Below are 15,018 nucleotides of genomic sequence, written 5' to 3' on the forward strand. Positions count from 1 at the left end.
ATGGGCGCGATCCACGGCGACAACGACACCGGCCATCGGATCGGCGGTGGCCGTGGTGAACTGGCGATACGCCGCGGACGTGGGTAGCGACCACAGGGTGGCCGTCACCAACTGGGCGCCGCCCAGGATCATCGCCGCCACCAGCCCGGTCGCCTCGTCGAATTGGTAGTCCCCACCCGAGCCGCAGGCGAGCAGGGCCACCCGCGGCGGCATCGGCAGCGCTAAGGACATCAGGTCCGAGGCGGTCAGCGGGCGGTGATCGCCGATAGCCTCGGCGTCGCCGGGTATCTCGGCGGTGTCGGCGAGGTGCAGCGCGGCCCGATCGGCCTGGCCGTCGGCCGAACTGGCGTGGCCCACATACAGCAGCCTGCTCGGCGCAAGGGTCAACAGCTTGGCCAGCCACGTGCGGTCGGCATCCTGGCGACGGAACAATTCGACCGCGGCGTCCACGGACGGCAGCACCGGCCGGTGCTCCAGCACGTCGGTGAAGTATTGTGCCAATGGCGTTGCAGGCGAGGGCCTGCCGAGCACCGAGCCCAGCGCCGAGTCGGGGCGCTGTCCCGGCACCCGGGGATCGAGCACCAGGAGCGGCGGACCGTCCTTCCTCGCGCCCCAGGAGACCGTCACCCGCGGCGAGTGCACGATATTCGGCGGGACCGCCAGCAACACGTCGACCAGTTCCATCAGCCGGTGACCGTCGGTGTGCTTTTCGATATCGGCGAGCTGCCACGGGATTCGGGCCGCCGTCCGGCCGCTTGCGGTGATGGCATCCTGGCGCGCGCGCACCAATTCTTCCTTGCTGGGCCCCGATTTCGGCAACGCCAGCAGTCCCCAGGGAACCCGAGCCAGCCGCGCGCTGGGCGAGACGAACAGCACCGCCCGCGGCTGGGTCACGCACTCGGTCAACAGCTGCCAGCCGGGGGAGCCGATCAACAGCACCCCGAGGATGTAGGCGAGCGTCAGCTCTCTGTCCGGCGCCGCGAAGGGCCCGGTGGTCAGCGCGCGCTCGATGGCGTCGCGCCGTCCCTCGGTGCCGTACGGCTCGGGCAGGGCGCTCACCAGTTCGTCGAGCGCGGCCAGCAGCAGCGGCTCTTCGATGACCCAGTTGACGGTCCGCGACGGCTCCCCGACGACCCGCAAGCTGGCGTAGGTGGCGATCCCGACGTCGGCATACCTCAGGATCAGCGTGGTTCGATCGGTCTCGCTCATGGCCACGTCGACCAGGCCGCCTCGGCCGCGGTGACCGCGCGGCCGTAGCGCTGGAGAGCCAGCTCACGATACTGGCTCAGGATCGGCTCCGCTTCGGGCTGCATGCGCAGCGGCGGCAACGGCCCGAGCCGGGTCAGCGATGCGCCACCGGTAGCCGGCGAGCCGGCCGCCGCCAGCGCGGGCGCGGGCTCCAGATCGGGATCGACCGGGACCGCTGGGGTGGCCGTCGATGCCCATTCGCCGGTGCGCGGCCGCTGGTCACCGGTATCGAAAGTCCCGCGCGCGCTGTGGTATTCGACCAGTTGGCTGATCAGCTCGGTGTTCTCCCATTCCCAGGCGACGGCGAAGGCGCCGGCCAGGACGGGGCCGGAAACGGTGGTGGCCCAGCGGGATCTCGCGTCGGCGTCGGCGATCGAATACCGCACCGAGTCAACGGCCAGCGCTGCGGGAACCTTGAGCTCGGCGGCCTGCTGGAGTTTGGTCATGCCGCGCCGGTATTTTTCGGTGCCGACCTCGCCGTGGAGGATTCCGAGCCCCTCCGCCTGGCGCGCCTCCGTCTCCTGCAGCGTCTCGTCGGGATCGCCCGAGCTGTCGAAGCCGAGGTCGGCCAACGCGTCCGCGCGCCACACGGTTCCGAGATGATTGTCGAGCAGCGCGTACTGTAGCCAGCTGCTGCGCGGCGACGAGTCGAGCAGTTCACGGGCCTGGGCGATCAGCTCGACCGCGTCGGCGAAGCGGCTCCAGAAGATCGCTATCCAGCTACGTTGCAACAGGATACGGTGCAGATACAGCGGCTTTCCCAATTCCCGCCAGTGCCGCTCGGCGTGTCCCCAGCATTCGTCGGCGGCTTCCAGCTTGCCGGCCCCCAGTCGGGTGAGTCCCATGAAAAGCCAGCAGCGGGCGGCGTCGTGGGCCCGGTCGTGACGGGCGATGACGGGGTAGGCCTCGGAAACCAGTTGCTCGGTGCCGGCGTGGTTGTTGGCCGCCCAGCACGCCGCCGCCCGCTCCAATTGCGCTCGCGCCGTGGCAAGCTCCCAGCCGTTGGCCTGGGCCCGGGCTTCCGCGCGGCGCAGCCAGGGATCCGCTTCCGATAGCCGGCCGGTTTCGACGCAGAACCTTCCGTAGCCGGTACCGGCGACGACCCGAACGTGGTCAGCGTCCGCGCCCGTACCGTTGTAGTCTTCCATGGCGCCAACGACGTTCTGCCACAGCGGAACCGACCGGACATGTAGGTCGTCGTCGCAGAGCGCCGTCGCGCACAGGACCCGGGCATGGATGCGCAGGCGCGCGTGTTCGTCGGCCAGGTCGGGAAGGTCCGCGTCCGAGCCGTCGTCGTCCAGCGTGGCCAACGCCGCGGCCGCGCCTTCGTGGTCGCCGATCGCCGCGGCCAGGCCGGCCTGCAGAAACTGAGCCCGCCGTGAGTACCGACGGATCATGTGCGTGATGCCGGCGTCGGCGGGCATGCTCGCATAGATCGATACGCAGTCTTGAATGCGCCGGATGGATTCGCGCACGCCGTCATTCGCGCCACGGTCGAGATAGATCTCGCCGAGCTGGGCAAGGACTTCCAGCATCAGATCGTCCCGGTCTTCCCGCTCGATGCGCGGTATCAAGGACAGCAACAGATCACGGGCCCCGGCTTCGTCGGCCGCGTACGCCAGGCGGCGCGCGTTGTCCAATTCGTCGGGGATCGACACGGCTGCATCATAAGTCCGCGGATGTGGTCCGGGCAGGGAAAGCGGCGAGCGGCGGACGCGTGAGTGAGCACGTCCGCCGCCCGGTCGCGACCGATCAGCCGCAGGTCACCTTGATGTTGAAGTCCTTGGTGATCATTCCGGCCATCGGATTCTTCAGGTCGGCGCCCTGCGCCTGGCCCGTGATGGTGTAGGTCTTACCGTCCACCGCCACGTCTGCCGAGCCGACCTTCGCACCCATGTTGTTGCTGACCGACAGCGCGTTGCCGTCGACAACCATTGCCAGCGACTCGACCTTCGGGGTGGACTCGTCGGTCATCACGACGGCGAGCGCCTGCCGTCCGCCGCTGGAACCACTGCCGATGTTGATCTTGCCGCCGGTCTTCACGCAGGTCACCGAAGCCGGGTCCAGGCCCGCCAGGTCGGTGCCGCCCACCTTGACCTGCGCCCCGCCGCCGTGGGCGACGCTGGGTGCCGTGCTCGATGCCGGGCTGGCCGTGTGGCCGCCGCTGGAACACCCCACGAGCACCGATGCGGCGCCCAGTGTCCCAATCGCAGCCGCGAGAAGTCGTTTCACTTTGCGATTTCCTTCCTCCATGCGCCGCCCCGATGGCGTCGTCATGGCGCAAGTACAGACCCCCGGATTCGCTACCGATCCCAAATTTCGCGGCGTCGAGCCGGTAGGCTGCGTCGGGGTCGGCGCTGACAAAAGGGAGGCACGCGATGCTGAGCGTGAAGTGGCTGGAAAAGCCTGAGGCCCATGACTTTCCGGCGGCCGCGGACTACCTCACCATGCTCGCGGACCCCGCGACCGTGAAAAAGGTGATCAAAAAGTTGAAGGCCGGCACGGTCACGCACCGGAAGGCCAAGGACATCCTGCGTGCGGCACGCCTGGGCCTACTGCCCGTCGACAATCCGCACGTCGCGGCCGACCTCACCAAAATCGAGAAGGGGCAACCGCTGTCGCCCATCCTGCTGGTGCGCGGCGACTTCCCGACCGGTGCCCCGTTGCAGATCGCCGACGGCTACCACCGCGTGTGCGCCAGCTACCACACCGACGAGAACACCGACATTCCGGTCGTCATCGCGGCCGTGAGCCGCTGACCGAGGATGTGACGATGATCGACATCGAGACCGTCGAATCCGTGCGGGTGCTGACCATGTCCTCGGGTCCCGTCAACGCCCAGGACGTCGAGCTGCTCGAGGCGCTGACCTCGGCGGTCCGCGACCTGGGCCGTTCGGACCCCGGCGCGCTGGTTGTCACCGGGGCGGGCCGGGCGTTCAGTGCCGGGGTCGACCTCAACCGCGTGGTCGACGGGGGCGCCGCCTACACCGATCGGCTGGTCCCGGCGCTGTCCGCGGCGTTCGAGGCGGTGTTCGCCTATCCGGGACCGACCGTCGCGGCGATCAACGGCGCCGCCATCGCGGGCGGGTGCGTGCTCGCGTGTGCCTGCGACCGCCGCCTCATCGGGCCCGAGGCGCCCATCGGAGCGGCCGAGGTGCGCGTCGGCGTGCCGTTCCCGGTCGCGGCGCTGGAGGTGATGCGCTACGCGTGCGGGGACCACACCGAGGAAGTGCTGCTGGTTGGACGCAACTATCGGGGGCCGGAGGCCGTCGCTCGTGGACTCGCCCATCGCGTCGTCGCCGACAATCTCCTCGAGGAGGCTGTGGCCGAGGCCTCGGATCTAGGCGGCATCCCCGCCGCCGCCTACCGCCGGACCAAGACCCAGCTGCGGGCCCCGGCGATGGCGCGGATCCGCGAGGGTGGCGCTGTCGACGACGAGGTCCGCCAGATGTGGGGCGCGGACGAGACCCGGCAACGCATCGCCGCCTACGTGGAGCGCCTGCGGCGGCGCGACTGATCAGGTCCGGCTATTCCTCATCGAGGGCGACCCCGCCCCTGGTGCGCCGGCGCCGCATCCGGTGCGACCCCTTCCCCGTCGGGCGACGGTTGCGCAACCTGGCCGGGCCTTCCTCGGTCTCCTCGGCGGGCTCTTCGGTCGCAGCCTGGGGTTCCGCCGTGGCGTCGGGCTCGGCGGCCGTGGAGCTCTCGGCCGTGACGGTCTCGGCCTCCTCCGGCTCGCCGGCCTCGGCTTCTTCGGTCTCGGCTTCTTCGGTCTCGGCCGCGGTGTCTTCGTCGGCGGCTTCGGTGTCTTCGTCGGTTTCGGCCTCGTCGGACTTCTTGCCGCGCAGCCGGCGCTTCTTGGGTTCCTTCACCTTGATCGGTTTCGGCGGTGGGGGCGGCAACTCGGCGACGAACGAAAGGTAGAACGCGAAGAAACCGAGCAGCGCGATCGCCGCGGCCGCCCCATAAATGGCGAACAGATACTGTCCCGCGGTGTCCAGGCTCAGCCAGATCTCGCTGATCGCCGTTCCGATGATCAGCACACCCGCCAGCACATGGCAGACGATCGAGGCGACCCGCAGCGTCAGGGCGAGCCGAGGCGTCCCCAGCTCCGGCTTGCGCACCCGCAGCAGGTTGAAAACGACAGGCAGCGCGGCCAAGGCGATCAGCGCACCCGTCGTGATACGCAGCGCCGTTCCCAACGAATGCGTGGTGTCACCCATCAGCTCCGGCCAACGGGGCAACACGAAAAAGAAGTACAGGGCGCCGGCGACGAGGGAGAACAGCAGGTGCCACGGCACGGCAATCTTGCGCCCCATACCCCTCCTCGTGCTGTTGAGTTCACGCCAGCCTAAAGGCGGCCAACCCGAATCCATACCAATTCGTGCTTTGTCCGCATGGCGGACCAATTGCGGAGGATGCGGGATTTGAACCCGCGAGGGCTGTTAACCCAACCCGCGTTCCAGGCGAGCGCCATAGGCCACTAGGCGAATCCTCCGTGGCCATGGTAACCGAGGCCGCCATAGCGGCCACCACGCGCTCCGCGCCAGGTATTACACTCGCGGTGGACCCCGCGCGGCGTCTATCCTGTGAACTCCCCCAGGGCCGGAAGGCAGCAAGGGTCAATGGGCTCTGTCGGGTGCGCGGGGTCCCCTATGTCCATTGAGTGGCAGACCCGCTTCGCCCGGCTCCGCCGCGCTTGCGATCGCCGCCAGGTTTGATGAGTGGCGACCCGCTGCGCCCGGCTTAGCCGCGCGTGCGATCGCCGCCAGGAACAGCGAAAGGGTCCGCCGTGTCGCTGGATTCCCTCAGCCCGGAAGAGCTCGCCGCCGCGCACGCGCGCAACCAGCAGGATTACGCGGCTCTGCAGGCCAAGAAGTTGGCCCTCGACCTGACCCGCGGCAAACCGGCGCCGGAGCAACTCGACCTGTCCAACCAGCTGCTGAGCCTGCCCGGCGACGACTACCGCGACAGCGAGGGCACCGACACCCGCAACTACGGCGGTCTGCACGGCCTGCCCGAGCTGCGCGCCATCTTCGGCGAGCTGCTCGGTATCCCGGTGCCCAACCTGATCGCCGGCAACAACTCCAGCCTGGAGCTGATGCACGACCTGGTCGCCTTCTCGATGCTGTACGGCGGCGTCGACTCGCAGCGCCCCTGGAAGGACGAGGCGAGCGTCAAGTTCTTGTGCCCCGTTCCCGGCTACGACCGGCACTTCGCCATCACCGAGACGATGGGCATCGAGATGATCCCCGTCCCGATGCTGGCCGACGGGCCCGACGTCGACCTCATCGAGGAGCTGGTGGTCGCCGATCCGGCGATCAAGGGCATGTGGTCGGTGCCGGTGTTCGGCAACCCCACCGGCATCACCTACTCGTGGGAAACCGTGCGCCGGCTGGTGCAGATGCGCACGGCCGCGCCGGACTTCCGGCTGTTCTGGGACAACGCCTACGCGGTGCACACCCTGACGCACGACTTCATCCGGCAGGTCGACGTGCTCGGGCTGGCGGCCAAGGCCGGCAACCCGAACCGGCCCTACGTCTTCGCGTCCACCTCCAAGATCACCTTCGCCGGCGCCGGCGTCAGCTTCCTGGGCGGCTCGCTGGGCAACATCGCGTGGTACCTGCAATACGCGGGCAAGAAGTCGATCGGCCCGGACAAGGTCAACCAGCTGAGGCACCTGCGCTTCTTCCGCGACGCCGACGGCGTGCGCCTGCACATGCTGCGGCACCAGCAGATACTTTCGCCCAAATTCGAGCTGGCGCTGGACATCCTGGACAAGCGGCTGGGCGATTCCAAGATCGCCACGTGGACCGAACCCCAGGGTGGCTACTTCATCAGCCTCGACGTGTGGCCCGGGACGGCGCGCCGGACCGTGGCGCTGGCGAAGGACGCGGGCATCGCGGTGACCGAGGCGGGGGCGTCGTTCCCCTACCGGAAAGACCCGGAGGACAAGAACATCCGGATCGCGCCGACATTCCCGTCGCTGCCCGACCTGCGCGACGCGGTCGACGGGCTGGCCACCTGCGCGCTGCTGGCGGCCTCGGAGTCGCTGCTCGTCTCCGCCGCATCGAGTGTGAGCTGAGGGCGACGACACGCCGAGCCGGATCGCCCAGGGCTCACACCGAATGCCGCTGATGCACACTCAAAGCCCGTCGCGCTCTAGTCACCGGGCCTACTGTCCGGCTTCTCAGCGGGCCCTGCCGTGCCCGCATCGTGGTCGGACCGCGCCGGTAGCCTGCTGACCGTGGCCCTCTACCGCAAGTACCGTCCGGCAACCTTCGCCGAAGTGGTGGGGCAGGAGCATGTCACCGAACCGCTGTCGATCGCCCTGGAGGCCGGCCGGATAAACCACGCCTACCTGTTTTCCGGCCCCCGGGGCTGCGGGAAGACGTCCTCGGCGCGCATCCTGGCCCGGTCGCTGAACTGCGCGCAGGGTCCCACCGCCAACCCGTGCGGGGTCTGCGAATCGTGCACGGCGCTGGCCCCGAACGCCCCCGGCAGCATCGACGTGGTCGAGCTGGACGCCGCCAGCCACGGCGGGGTGGACGACACGCGCGAACTACGGGACCGCGCGTTCTACGCGCCGGCGCAGTCGCGCTATCGGGTGTTCATCATCGACGAGGCGCACATGGTGACCACCGCGGGTTTCAACGCCCTGCTCAAGATCGTCGAAGAACCGCCCGAGCACCTCATCTTCATCTTCGCCACCACCGAACCGGAGAAGGTGTTGCCGACGATCCGGTCGCGCACCCACCACTATCCGTTCCGGCTGCTACCCCCGAAGACCATGCGGGCGTTGATCGGCCGGATCTGCGAACAGGAGGGCGTCGTCGTCGACGACGCGGTGTACCCGCTGGTGATCCGTGCCGGCGGTGGCTCACCGCGCGACACGCTCTCGGTGCTCGATCAGCTGCTGGCGGGCTCTGAGACTGGTCCCGGGGGGCCCCACGTCACCTACCAACGCGCGCTCGGACTGCTGGGGGCCACCGACGTCGCGCTGATCGACGACGCGGTGGACGCCCTGGCCGCGTCGGACGCCGCGGCCCTGTTCGGCGCGGTGGAATCGGTGATCGACGCGGGCCACGACCCGCGGCGCTTCGCGACCGACCTGCTGGAGCGGTTCCGCGACCTCCTCGTGCTCCAAGCCGTTCCGGACGCCGTCAGCCGCGGCGTGGTGGACGCCCCCGAGGACGTGCTCGACCGGATGCGCGACCAGGCGACCCGCCTCGGGTCGGCTACCCTGACCCGCTACGCCGAGGTCGTGCAGGCCGGGCTGGGCGAGATGCGGGGGGCGACGGCCCCGCGCCTGCTGCTGGAGGTCGTCTGCGCGCGGCTGCTGCTGCCCTCGGCCAGCGACACCGAGTCGGCCCTGCTGCAGCGCGTCGAGCGGATCGAGACCCGGCTTGACATGTCCATTCCCGCCTCCGAGGCCGCCGTCGCGCACCCGCCGCCGGTCGCCGCTCCAGTGCGGCCGCGCAGGGAGGCCGCCCGGCCCCGGGACGCAGCCCCGCCCAGGTCGGCGCCGCCCGTACCCATGCCGGAGGCCGTCCCCGAACCGGTCCCGGCGCCCGCGGTCCCCGAGCCGGTCCCGGCGCCGCCTGTCGCCGAACCGGTGGCCGCGCCGGGCGAACTCAACGCCGCCGCGGTGCGAACCATGTGGCCGACCGTGCGCGAAAAGGTGCGTCAGCGCAGCCGCACCACCGAGGTGATGCTGGCGGGCGCGACCGTCCGGGCGATCGAGGAAAACACGCTGGTGCTGACGCATTCGTCGGCGCCGCTGGCCAAGCGGCTGTGCGAACAGCGCAACGCCGACGTCATCGCCGAAGCGCTCAAGGATGCCCTGGGCGTCAACTGGCGGGTGCGCTGCGAGGTGGGCGCCGCGACACCGGTCGAGTCGGCGCCGCCGGCACCGCCGGCCGCCGAGCCCCCGCCCGACCTGGCCCAGCGCGACGAAGAGGAGCACATGCTCGCCGAAGCCGGCCGCACGGAGGCGTCGGAGCCGCGCCGCGACCCCGAGGAGGTCGCGCTCGAGCTGCTACAGAACGAGCTGGGCGCGCGCCGGATCGATAACGCCTGACGCCGGCTAGCGGCGATCGCAAGCGCGGCGGGGCCGGGCGGAGGGTCGCCGCCAGAAGGCTAGGGCGCCCACCAGGGCCGCAGCGGCAGGTGATCGTCGCCGCACGCGTCGACGTTGGCCGCCAGCACGTGGTGCAGCTGCAGGTTGTTCTGCTCAAAGGCCACCCGCGAGGCCGCCATGTACAGGCCCCACACCTTGGCGGTGGCCAGGCCGACCTCGTCGACGGCTTCGTCCCAGTGCTCGACCAGGTTGCGGCACCAGTCCCGCAGCGTCATCGCGTAGTGGTGCCGGAAGTTCTCCTCGTGCAGCACCTCGAAGCCCACGTCCTGGACCTCGGTGATGATGCGGCCCGAGCCGGTCAGCTCGCCGTCCGGGAAGACGTAGCGGTCGGTGAAACCACCCGCGAACGACGTCGACTTGTTGTCGTGGCGGGTGATGCAGTGGTTGAGCAGCAGGCCGCCGGTGCGCAGCTTCGACTTCAGGAACCCGAAGTAGGCCGGGTAGTTCTTCACGCCGATGTGTTCGGTCAGCCCGATCGAGGACACTGCGTCGAACCCGCCTTCGGCGATGTCGCGGTAGTCGGAATGGCGGACCTCGGCGAGGCCCGCGAGTCCCTCCTCGTCGATCGCCCGCTGCGCCCACCTGGCCTGCTCACTCGACAGGGTGGCGCCGATCACCCGGACGCCGCGTCGGGCGGCGAAGCGGACCATGCCGCCCCACCCGCAGCCGACGTCGAGCAGCCGGTCGCCCGGCTGCAGCCTCAACTTCTCGAAGACCAGCCGGTACTTGTTGTCCTGGGCCTCCTCCAGCGTCGCGTCGGCGTCGGGGTAGACCGCGCACGTGTACGTCATCGACGGGCCGAGCACCCACTCGTAGAAGGTGTTGGAGACGTCGTAGTGGTGGTGGATGGCCTCGGCGTCGCGGGTCTTGGTGTGCATCAGCCCGTCGGCAATCCGGCGCCACCGGGGTGGCGTCTCCTGCGGCGGCGGGGCGACCGGCACCAGCCGCTCGAGCCCCATCGAACGCACCACGTTCGCGAGGACGCGAGCCGGCGGCCGCTTGAATTGGACGCGGTCGGTGAGCGTCTTGAGCAGCTGGTAGGGATCACCGGCGTGGACGCCGTAGAGGTCCAGGTCGCCCGCCACATACGCGCGGGCGAGGCCGAGTTCGCCTGGAGCGGTGGCCAAGTAGGTGGCGCCGCGCGGGGTTCGCAGGTTCAGGCCCAGTTCGGCGTCCGCACTGCCCGCGATGCTGCCGTCGTAGGCCGTGAACTTCAGGGGATGGTGCCCGGTCGCGGCGAAGATCTCCAGGATCTCCGCCATGCTGAGCTTGCCGGTGGTGCGGTGGGGTTCTTTGATCGTCGTCATCGCCGTTGTACCGCCTTTGCGTAGAGGTCGAGGAGACGGGAATCGGGATCGTAGGTTTTCTTGACCGTGTTGTAGGCCTCGCCGCCGTACAACTCGTCGAATTCCTCGCGGGCGTAGTACGAGTCGGAATATAGCGACTTGTGCCCGTCGAATTCGCTCACCTTCGCTTCGATCTTCCGGTTGGTTCCACCTTCCGTGGTGCCCGCCGGCACCGAAGACCAAAAGCCGATATTGACGTACGTGTGGTCGGGCCGCATCGGATACAGCGGCCAGCCCTCGTGGTCGCGCAGCCGCAGCGGGCACAGCCAGAGGGGGGTGATGGGCACGTTGCCCAGGAACCACTCCAAGAATTCGCAGGTCCGCTCGACGGGAACCTCCACGTCTTGGACCACCCGCTCCCGCGGCGGACGCCCCTTGCGTTTCTCGATCCGATCGGCGATACCGAACCGCTGGTCCATGGCGACGAGCTTCGAGTAGACGCTGCTGCGCCGGTAGCGGCGCGGCCACCAGCGCCGCAATCGGGGGTTCTGCACACCGAATGCCCGCGAGCACCAGAACCAGTCGGTGTCCCAGCGCCAGAAGTAATCGTGCATCGTCAGCCGGTCGTCCTTGGTGGCTTCCACGCCTGGGAAGTCGTGCCGAATCGATTGGTAGTAGATGTTTTTCCCGGTGTAATCGCTCACCGGCCCCGGGTTGGTGGTTCGCCGGCCCACGCACAGGTAGCTTTCGTCCGCGCTGAACACCACGCCGTCGAGATAGTCGACGGGTGTGCCGCCCTGGCCGCCGGTGTCGATGATGCGTTCCATGGCCGCGACCAGCTCGGGCAACGAGCGGAAGCGCACATGCCGCAACGCCACAAACGGCGCGACGGGCTCCAGCTCGATCCGCAGCCGGGTCGAATACCCGAGCGTCCCATAGGAATTGGGAAAGGCGCGAAAGAGATCGGCGTGCTCGGTGCGGGAGGCGGTCAGCAATTCGCCGGCACCGGTGAGGATGTCCATCTCCAGCACCGATTCGTGCGGCAGGCCATTGCGGAACGACGCCGACTCGATGCCCAAGCCGCTGACCGCCCCGCCCAGCGTGATGGTCTTCAGCTGCGGGACGACCAGCGGCGAAAGGCCAAAAGGCAAGGTCGCGGCGACCAGGTCCTCATAGGTGCACATGCCGGCGACGTCGGCGGTGCGGGATTCGGGATCCACACCCAGCACGCCGGTCAGCCCCGATGTGTCCAGGCCCGGGGCGTCACGTTTGGTGCGGGCGCGGAACAGATTTGACGTTGGTTTGGCGAGCCGGACGGCGGACGTCGCGGGGATGGATCGATAACTCGCCATCAACCGGTCAACGCCCGACTTGTGCGCCGACAGTGCAGATCCAGGGACAGGCACCACATATACCCTAGTCTTCGACCACAGCCCGTGCACCCGAGCGCGGGCGGGCATAGCTTCAGGAGTTGTTTTGGGACAGGTGAGTGCTGCCAGCACGATTTTGGTCAATGTGGAGCCGGCCGCCACCTTGGCGGCGGTTGCGGACTATGAGACGGTCCGTCCGAAAATTCTGTCCCCGCAGTACAGCGGCTACCAGGTGTTACAGGGCGGCCAGGGGGCCGGCACGGTCGCCAAGTGGAAGTTGCAGGCCACCAAGTCCCGAGTCCGCGACGTGCAGGTCAACGTCGACGTCGCCGGCCACTCGGTCATCGAGAAGGACGCGAACTCGTCGATGATCATCAACTGGACCGTGGCGCCCGCCGGGCCCGGCTCGAGCGTCACCGTGAAGACCACCTGGACCGGCGCGGGCGGCGTCAAGGGATTCTTCGAGAAGACGTTTGCACCATTGGGACTGAAGAGGATTCAGGGCGAGGTCTTGGCCAACCTCAAGCGGGAATTGGAGGGCTAGGCGCGACTGGCGACCGCCACCGTCGGCCCGAGCGCCCGAGTGCGGAACTCGACATTGATCGACGGATCCGCATGCCTTGCGAGCGCCGTCAGCGCCGACGGGCTGTACGCCCGCAACGAGCTGATGACCCCGTCGTGTGCCAACGGGATCAGCCGAGTGAACGGGAGCACCGCCGCCAGCACCATGACGTGGAGCGGCGCCGGAGGCCTGCGGAGGTCGATGATCAGCAACTTCTTCGCGGCGCGGGTTCCCTCGGCGAACACCCGGGCGGCCTGCTCGGGGGGTAAATGGTGCAGCGACAGCGCGAACAGCGCGAGGTCGTAGTGGCCGTCCGGGGCGTCGATCGCGGTGGCGTCCATCTGCCGCACCGTCGCCCGCGGGTGTGCGCCCAGGTCGCCGGCGGCGACCTCGGCGACGAACGCGGGATCGACGTCGGTGACCGTGACATGCGCCGTGGGGTGGTTGGCCAGCAGCCTGCGCGACAGACCGCCGAATCCGGCCCCGAGTTCGAGGATCTTCGGGGAGGGCACATCAGCCACCTCGGCGAGCGCCACCCGGGCCAACCCCTCGTGCGCGCGCGACCGTCGTCGTTCGGCGCGGTCGAGCGCGGCGATCACCCTGCGCTTGAGATCGTCGACGTCGTCGCGGTCCAGGTATTCAAGCCGGTCGGTTTGTAACCTCCGGTCCAGCCAGGAGGCGTCCGGCCCGCCCCTGGGCATGCGCGCAAAGTCGACCGAATCAACCGTTTGCCGTTTCTTCACCGTGACCGCCTCGCGTTCTCCAGAGCAAATTTGAGGTGCTCGCCATACATGTTGAGCGACGCGGTGCTCAACATGTCGTAGTGCGAGCAGTCGATCGAGTATGCCGTGAAGGAACCGGCGGTATGCGATTTCCACTTCTTCAGCCGCGACCTGGCCGCCAGGTGAGTTCCCATCTTGTGCATTTGCGCCAATAGCGTTGGGTCGCCGCCATTTCGGTGTCCGTTGCGGGCGGCGGAGAACACGACCATGTCGCCGTCGAACACCTCCGGCACGTGCTCGGCCAGGAACGATTGGCTGGCGTTGGCGCTGTTGACCATGAACTCCAACAGCTCTTTCGGCGGCAGGATGGAGCTGCCCAGCTTCTGGCGAATCAATTCTTCGGCGCGCTGATAGGTGAGGGGACCCGGCTGAGCGTCTATGCCGTTGGCGCGGAGAATTCGCTGAAGGATCTGACTCTCGGCCGATGCGCGAATCTTGTTGGCGCCGAGCCTGGTTACGCCCTTGGTAGCCGAATAGGGAGCGTCGAGCAACACCAGGCTTTGGACCACGCATCCGCGTCTCTGGAGCTCGATCGCGAGTTCCTGGGCGACGACGCCGCCGAAGGACCAGCCCAGCAGCTTGTACGGCCCGTCGGGATAGAGCGCTTGGAGCGTGTCGGCGTATCTGGCCGCCATCGCCCGAATCGATTCGGGTTCGCCCTCGCCGTTTTGTGGGACGCGGTTGATTCCGATGACTGGGCAATCCAGGTACCGGCCCAACGCTCGGTACGGCCAGCTGAGTCCGAAGCCGTCATGGATGCACCACAGTGGTACACCGCTGCCCTCGTTGAGGGTCTCGACGGGCACCAACTCCTCGGCGCTCGCGGGCGTGCCCAGTTGCCGGCTGAGGCGCCGAACGGACGGCGCGTAGAACAGGGTGCGCACCGCCAGGCCCGCGCCCAGGGCCGCATTGATCGCCGCGGTTGCCCGCATCGCCGAAATGCTGTCACCGCCCAGGTCGAAGAACGAGTCGTCGACTCCGACTCGTTCCACACCGAGCACCTGCGCGTAAATGTCTGCCAGGACCTTCTCGACCGAATTCGCCGGGGCCCGGTACCGGTCGCCGTCCGCGTACCGGGGCGCCGGCAGCGCCCGCGTGTTCAGCTTGCCGTTGACGGTCAGGGGCAGCGCCTGCAGTGCCATGACCGAGGCCGGGACCATGTGGGCCGGTAGCCGTCGGGCCAGTTCCGCGCGCACGGTGGCCGGGTCGGCGGTGCCGGTGATGTAACCGACCAAGCGCCTTTCGCCGGGGCGGTCCTCGCGGGCGATCACGGCCGCGTGCTCGACGCCCTCGAGTTCGGCTAGCGCGGTGCGGATTTCGCCGAGTTCGACCCGGTAGCCGCGGATCTTGACCTGATCGTCGGTGCGCCCGAGATACTCGAGTTGCCCGTCGGCGCGCCAGCGCACCCTATCCCCCGTGCGATACATCCGCGTTCCGGGCGGTCCGAACGGGCACGCCACAAACCGCGAAGCGGACAGTCCGGGCCGACGCCAATAGCCCACTCCGACACCGCGTCCGGCCACGTAGAGTTCGCCGACGACACCGGCCGAGACCGGGCGCAGCCAGCCGTCGAGCACGACGAGCGCGGCGCCGGGCACCGGCGCACCGATCGGTACGACATCCGATCCCG

General features: G+C 68.7%; 13 protein-coding genes, 1 tRNA gene and 1 other RNA gene. 6 read left to right on the top strand and 9 right to left on the bottom strand.

Annotated elements, in window-relative coordinates; translation table 11 throughout:
* The 3 genes from A5704_RS10175 to A5704_RS10185 all read right to left on the bottom strand — a co-directional run.
* Positions 1–1,209: CHAT domain-containing protein (locus A5704_RS10175; protein WP_067780865.1), on the bottom strand; the 1,209-nt coding region annotated here is incomplete at its 3' end.
* Positions 1,206–2,906 (bottom strand): hypothetical protein, encoded by a 1,701-nt coding sequence (locus A5704_RS10180; RefSeq protein WP_067888837.1) that lies wholly within the window; start codon positions 2,904–2,906, stop codon positions 1,206–1,208. The genes A5704_RS10175 and A5704_RS10180, both read right to left, overlap by 4 nt.
* Positions 2,907–3,000: 94 nt before the next feature.
* Entirely contained in the window at positions 3,001–3,480 is a 480-nt protein-coding gene (locus tag A5704_RS10185) for a lipoprotein LpqH (protein WP_067747255.1), read from the bottom strand.
* Between the two features lie 146 nt (positions 3,481–3,626).
* Here A5704_RS10185 and A5704_RS10190 point away from each other — a divergent pair, with 146 nt between their 5' ends.
* Positions 3,627–4,007, top strand: a complete 381-nt coding sequence (locus A5704_RS10190; RefSeq protein WP_067278284.1) for a hypothetical protein — start codon at positions 3,627–3,629, stop codon at positions 4,005–4,007.
* A gap of 14 nt (positions 4,008–4,021) precedes the next feature.
* Positions 4,022–4,765, top strand: a complete 744-nt coding sequence (locus A5704_RS10195) for an enoyl-CoA hydratase/isomerase family protein (protein WP_067783463.1) — start codon at positions 4,022–4,024, stop codon at positions 4,763–4,765.
* Between the two features lie 10 nt (positions 4,766–4,775).
* Here the strand turns inward: A5704_RS10195 and A5704_RS10200 are convergent, their stop codons facing one another.
* Positions 4,776–5,567, bottom strand: coding sequence for a hypothetical protein (locus tag A5704_RS10200; protein ID WP_067783460.1), 792 nt, complete (start codon positions 5,565–5,567; stop codon positions 4,776–4,778).
* A 93-nt stretch (positions 5,568–5,660) separates the two neighbouring features.
* Positions 5,661–5,746, bottom strand: a tRNA-Ser gene (locus A5704_RS10205).
* A gap of 65 nt (positions 5,747–5,811) precedes the next feature.
* Here A5704_RS10205 and ffs point away from each other — a divergent pair.
* The 3 genes from ffs (at position 5,812) to A5704_RS10220 (ending at position 9,328) form a co-directional block, all read left to right on the top strand.
* Positions 5,812–5,906, top strand: an RNA gene (gene ffs / locus A5704_RS10210) — signal recognition particle sRNA small type.
* A 134-nt stretch (positions 5,907–6,040) separates the two neighbouring features.
* Complete coding sequence (locus A5704_RS10215) at positions 6,041–7,333, top strand: aminotransferase class I/II-fold pyridoxal phosphate-dependent enzyme (protein ID WP_067747231.1); 1,293 nt, start codon at positions 6,041–6,043, stop codon at positions 7,331–7,333.
* A gap of 162 nt (positions 7,334–7,495) precedes the next feature.
* Positions 7,496–9,328, top strand: coding sequence for a DNA polymerase III subunits gamma/tau (locus tag A5704_RS10220; RefSeq protein ID WP_067888846.1), 1,833 nt, complete (start codon positions 7,496–7,498; stop codon positions 9,326–9,328).
* 59 nt (positions 9,329–9,387) lie between these two features.
* Here the strand turns inward: A5704_RS10220 and A5704_RS10225 are convergent, their stop codons facing one another.
* Entirely contained in the window at positions 9,388–10,695 is a 1,308-nt protein-coding gene (locus A5704_RS10225) for a class I SAM-dependent methyltransferase (protein ID WP_197508469.1), read from the bottom strand.
* Positions 10,692–12,083, bottom strand: a complete 1,392-nt coding sequence (locus tag A5704_RS10230; protein ID WP_067888840.1) for an FAD-binding oxidoreductase — start codon at positions 12,081–12,083, stop codon at positions 10,692–10,694. Before A5704_RS10230 ends, A5704_RS10225 begins: the two co-directional genes overlap by 4 nt.
* Before the next feature lie 67 nt (positions 12,084–12,150).
* Here A5704_RS10230 and A5704_RS10235 point away from each other — a divergent pair, with 67 nt between their 5' ends.
* Positions 12,151–12,588 carry an SRPBCC family protein gene (locus tag A5704_RS10235; protein WP_067747234.1) on the top strand — a complete coding sequence of 146 codons (438 nt, stop codon included), beginning with the start codon at positions 12,151–12,153 and terminating at the stop codon, positions 12,586–12,588.
* Here A5704_RS10235 and A5704_RS10240 read toward each other — a convergent pair.
* Positions 12,585–13,307 carry a class I SAM-dependent methyltransferase gene (locus A5704_RS10240; protein ID WP_067747263.1) on the bottom strand — a complete coding sequence of 241 codons (723 nt, stop codon included), beginning with the start codon at positions 13,305–13,307 and terminating at the stop codon, positions 12,585–12,587. The genes A5704_RS10235 and A5704_RS10240 overlap by 4 nt on opposite strands.
* Positions 13,308–13,345: 38 nt before the next feature.
* The coding region (locus A5704_RS10245) for a thioesterase domain-containing protein (protein WP_082954822.1) at positions 13,346–15,018 on the bottom strand (1,673 nt) is incomplete at its 5' end.

Origin of the sequence: Mycobacterium sp. E735, assembly GCF_001666955.1 — a bacterium.
Taxonomy (GTDB): domain Bacteria; phylum Actinomycetota; class Actinomycetes; order Mycobacteriales; family Mycobacteriaceae; genus Mycobacterium.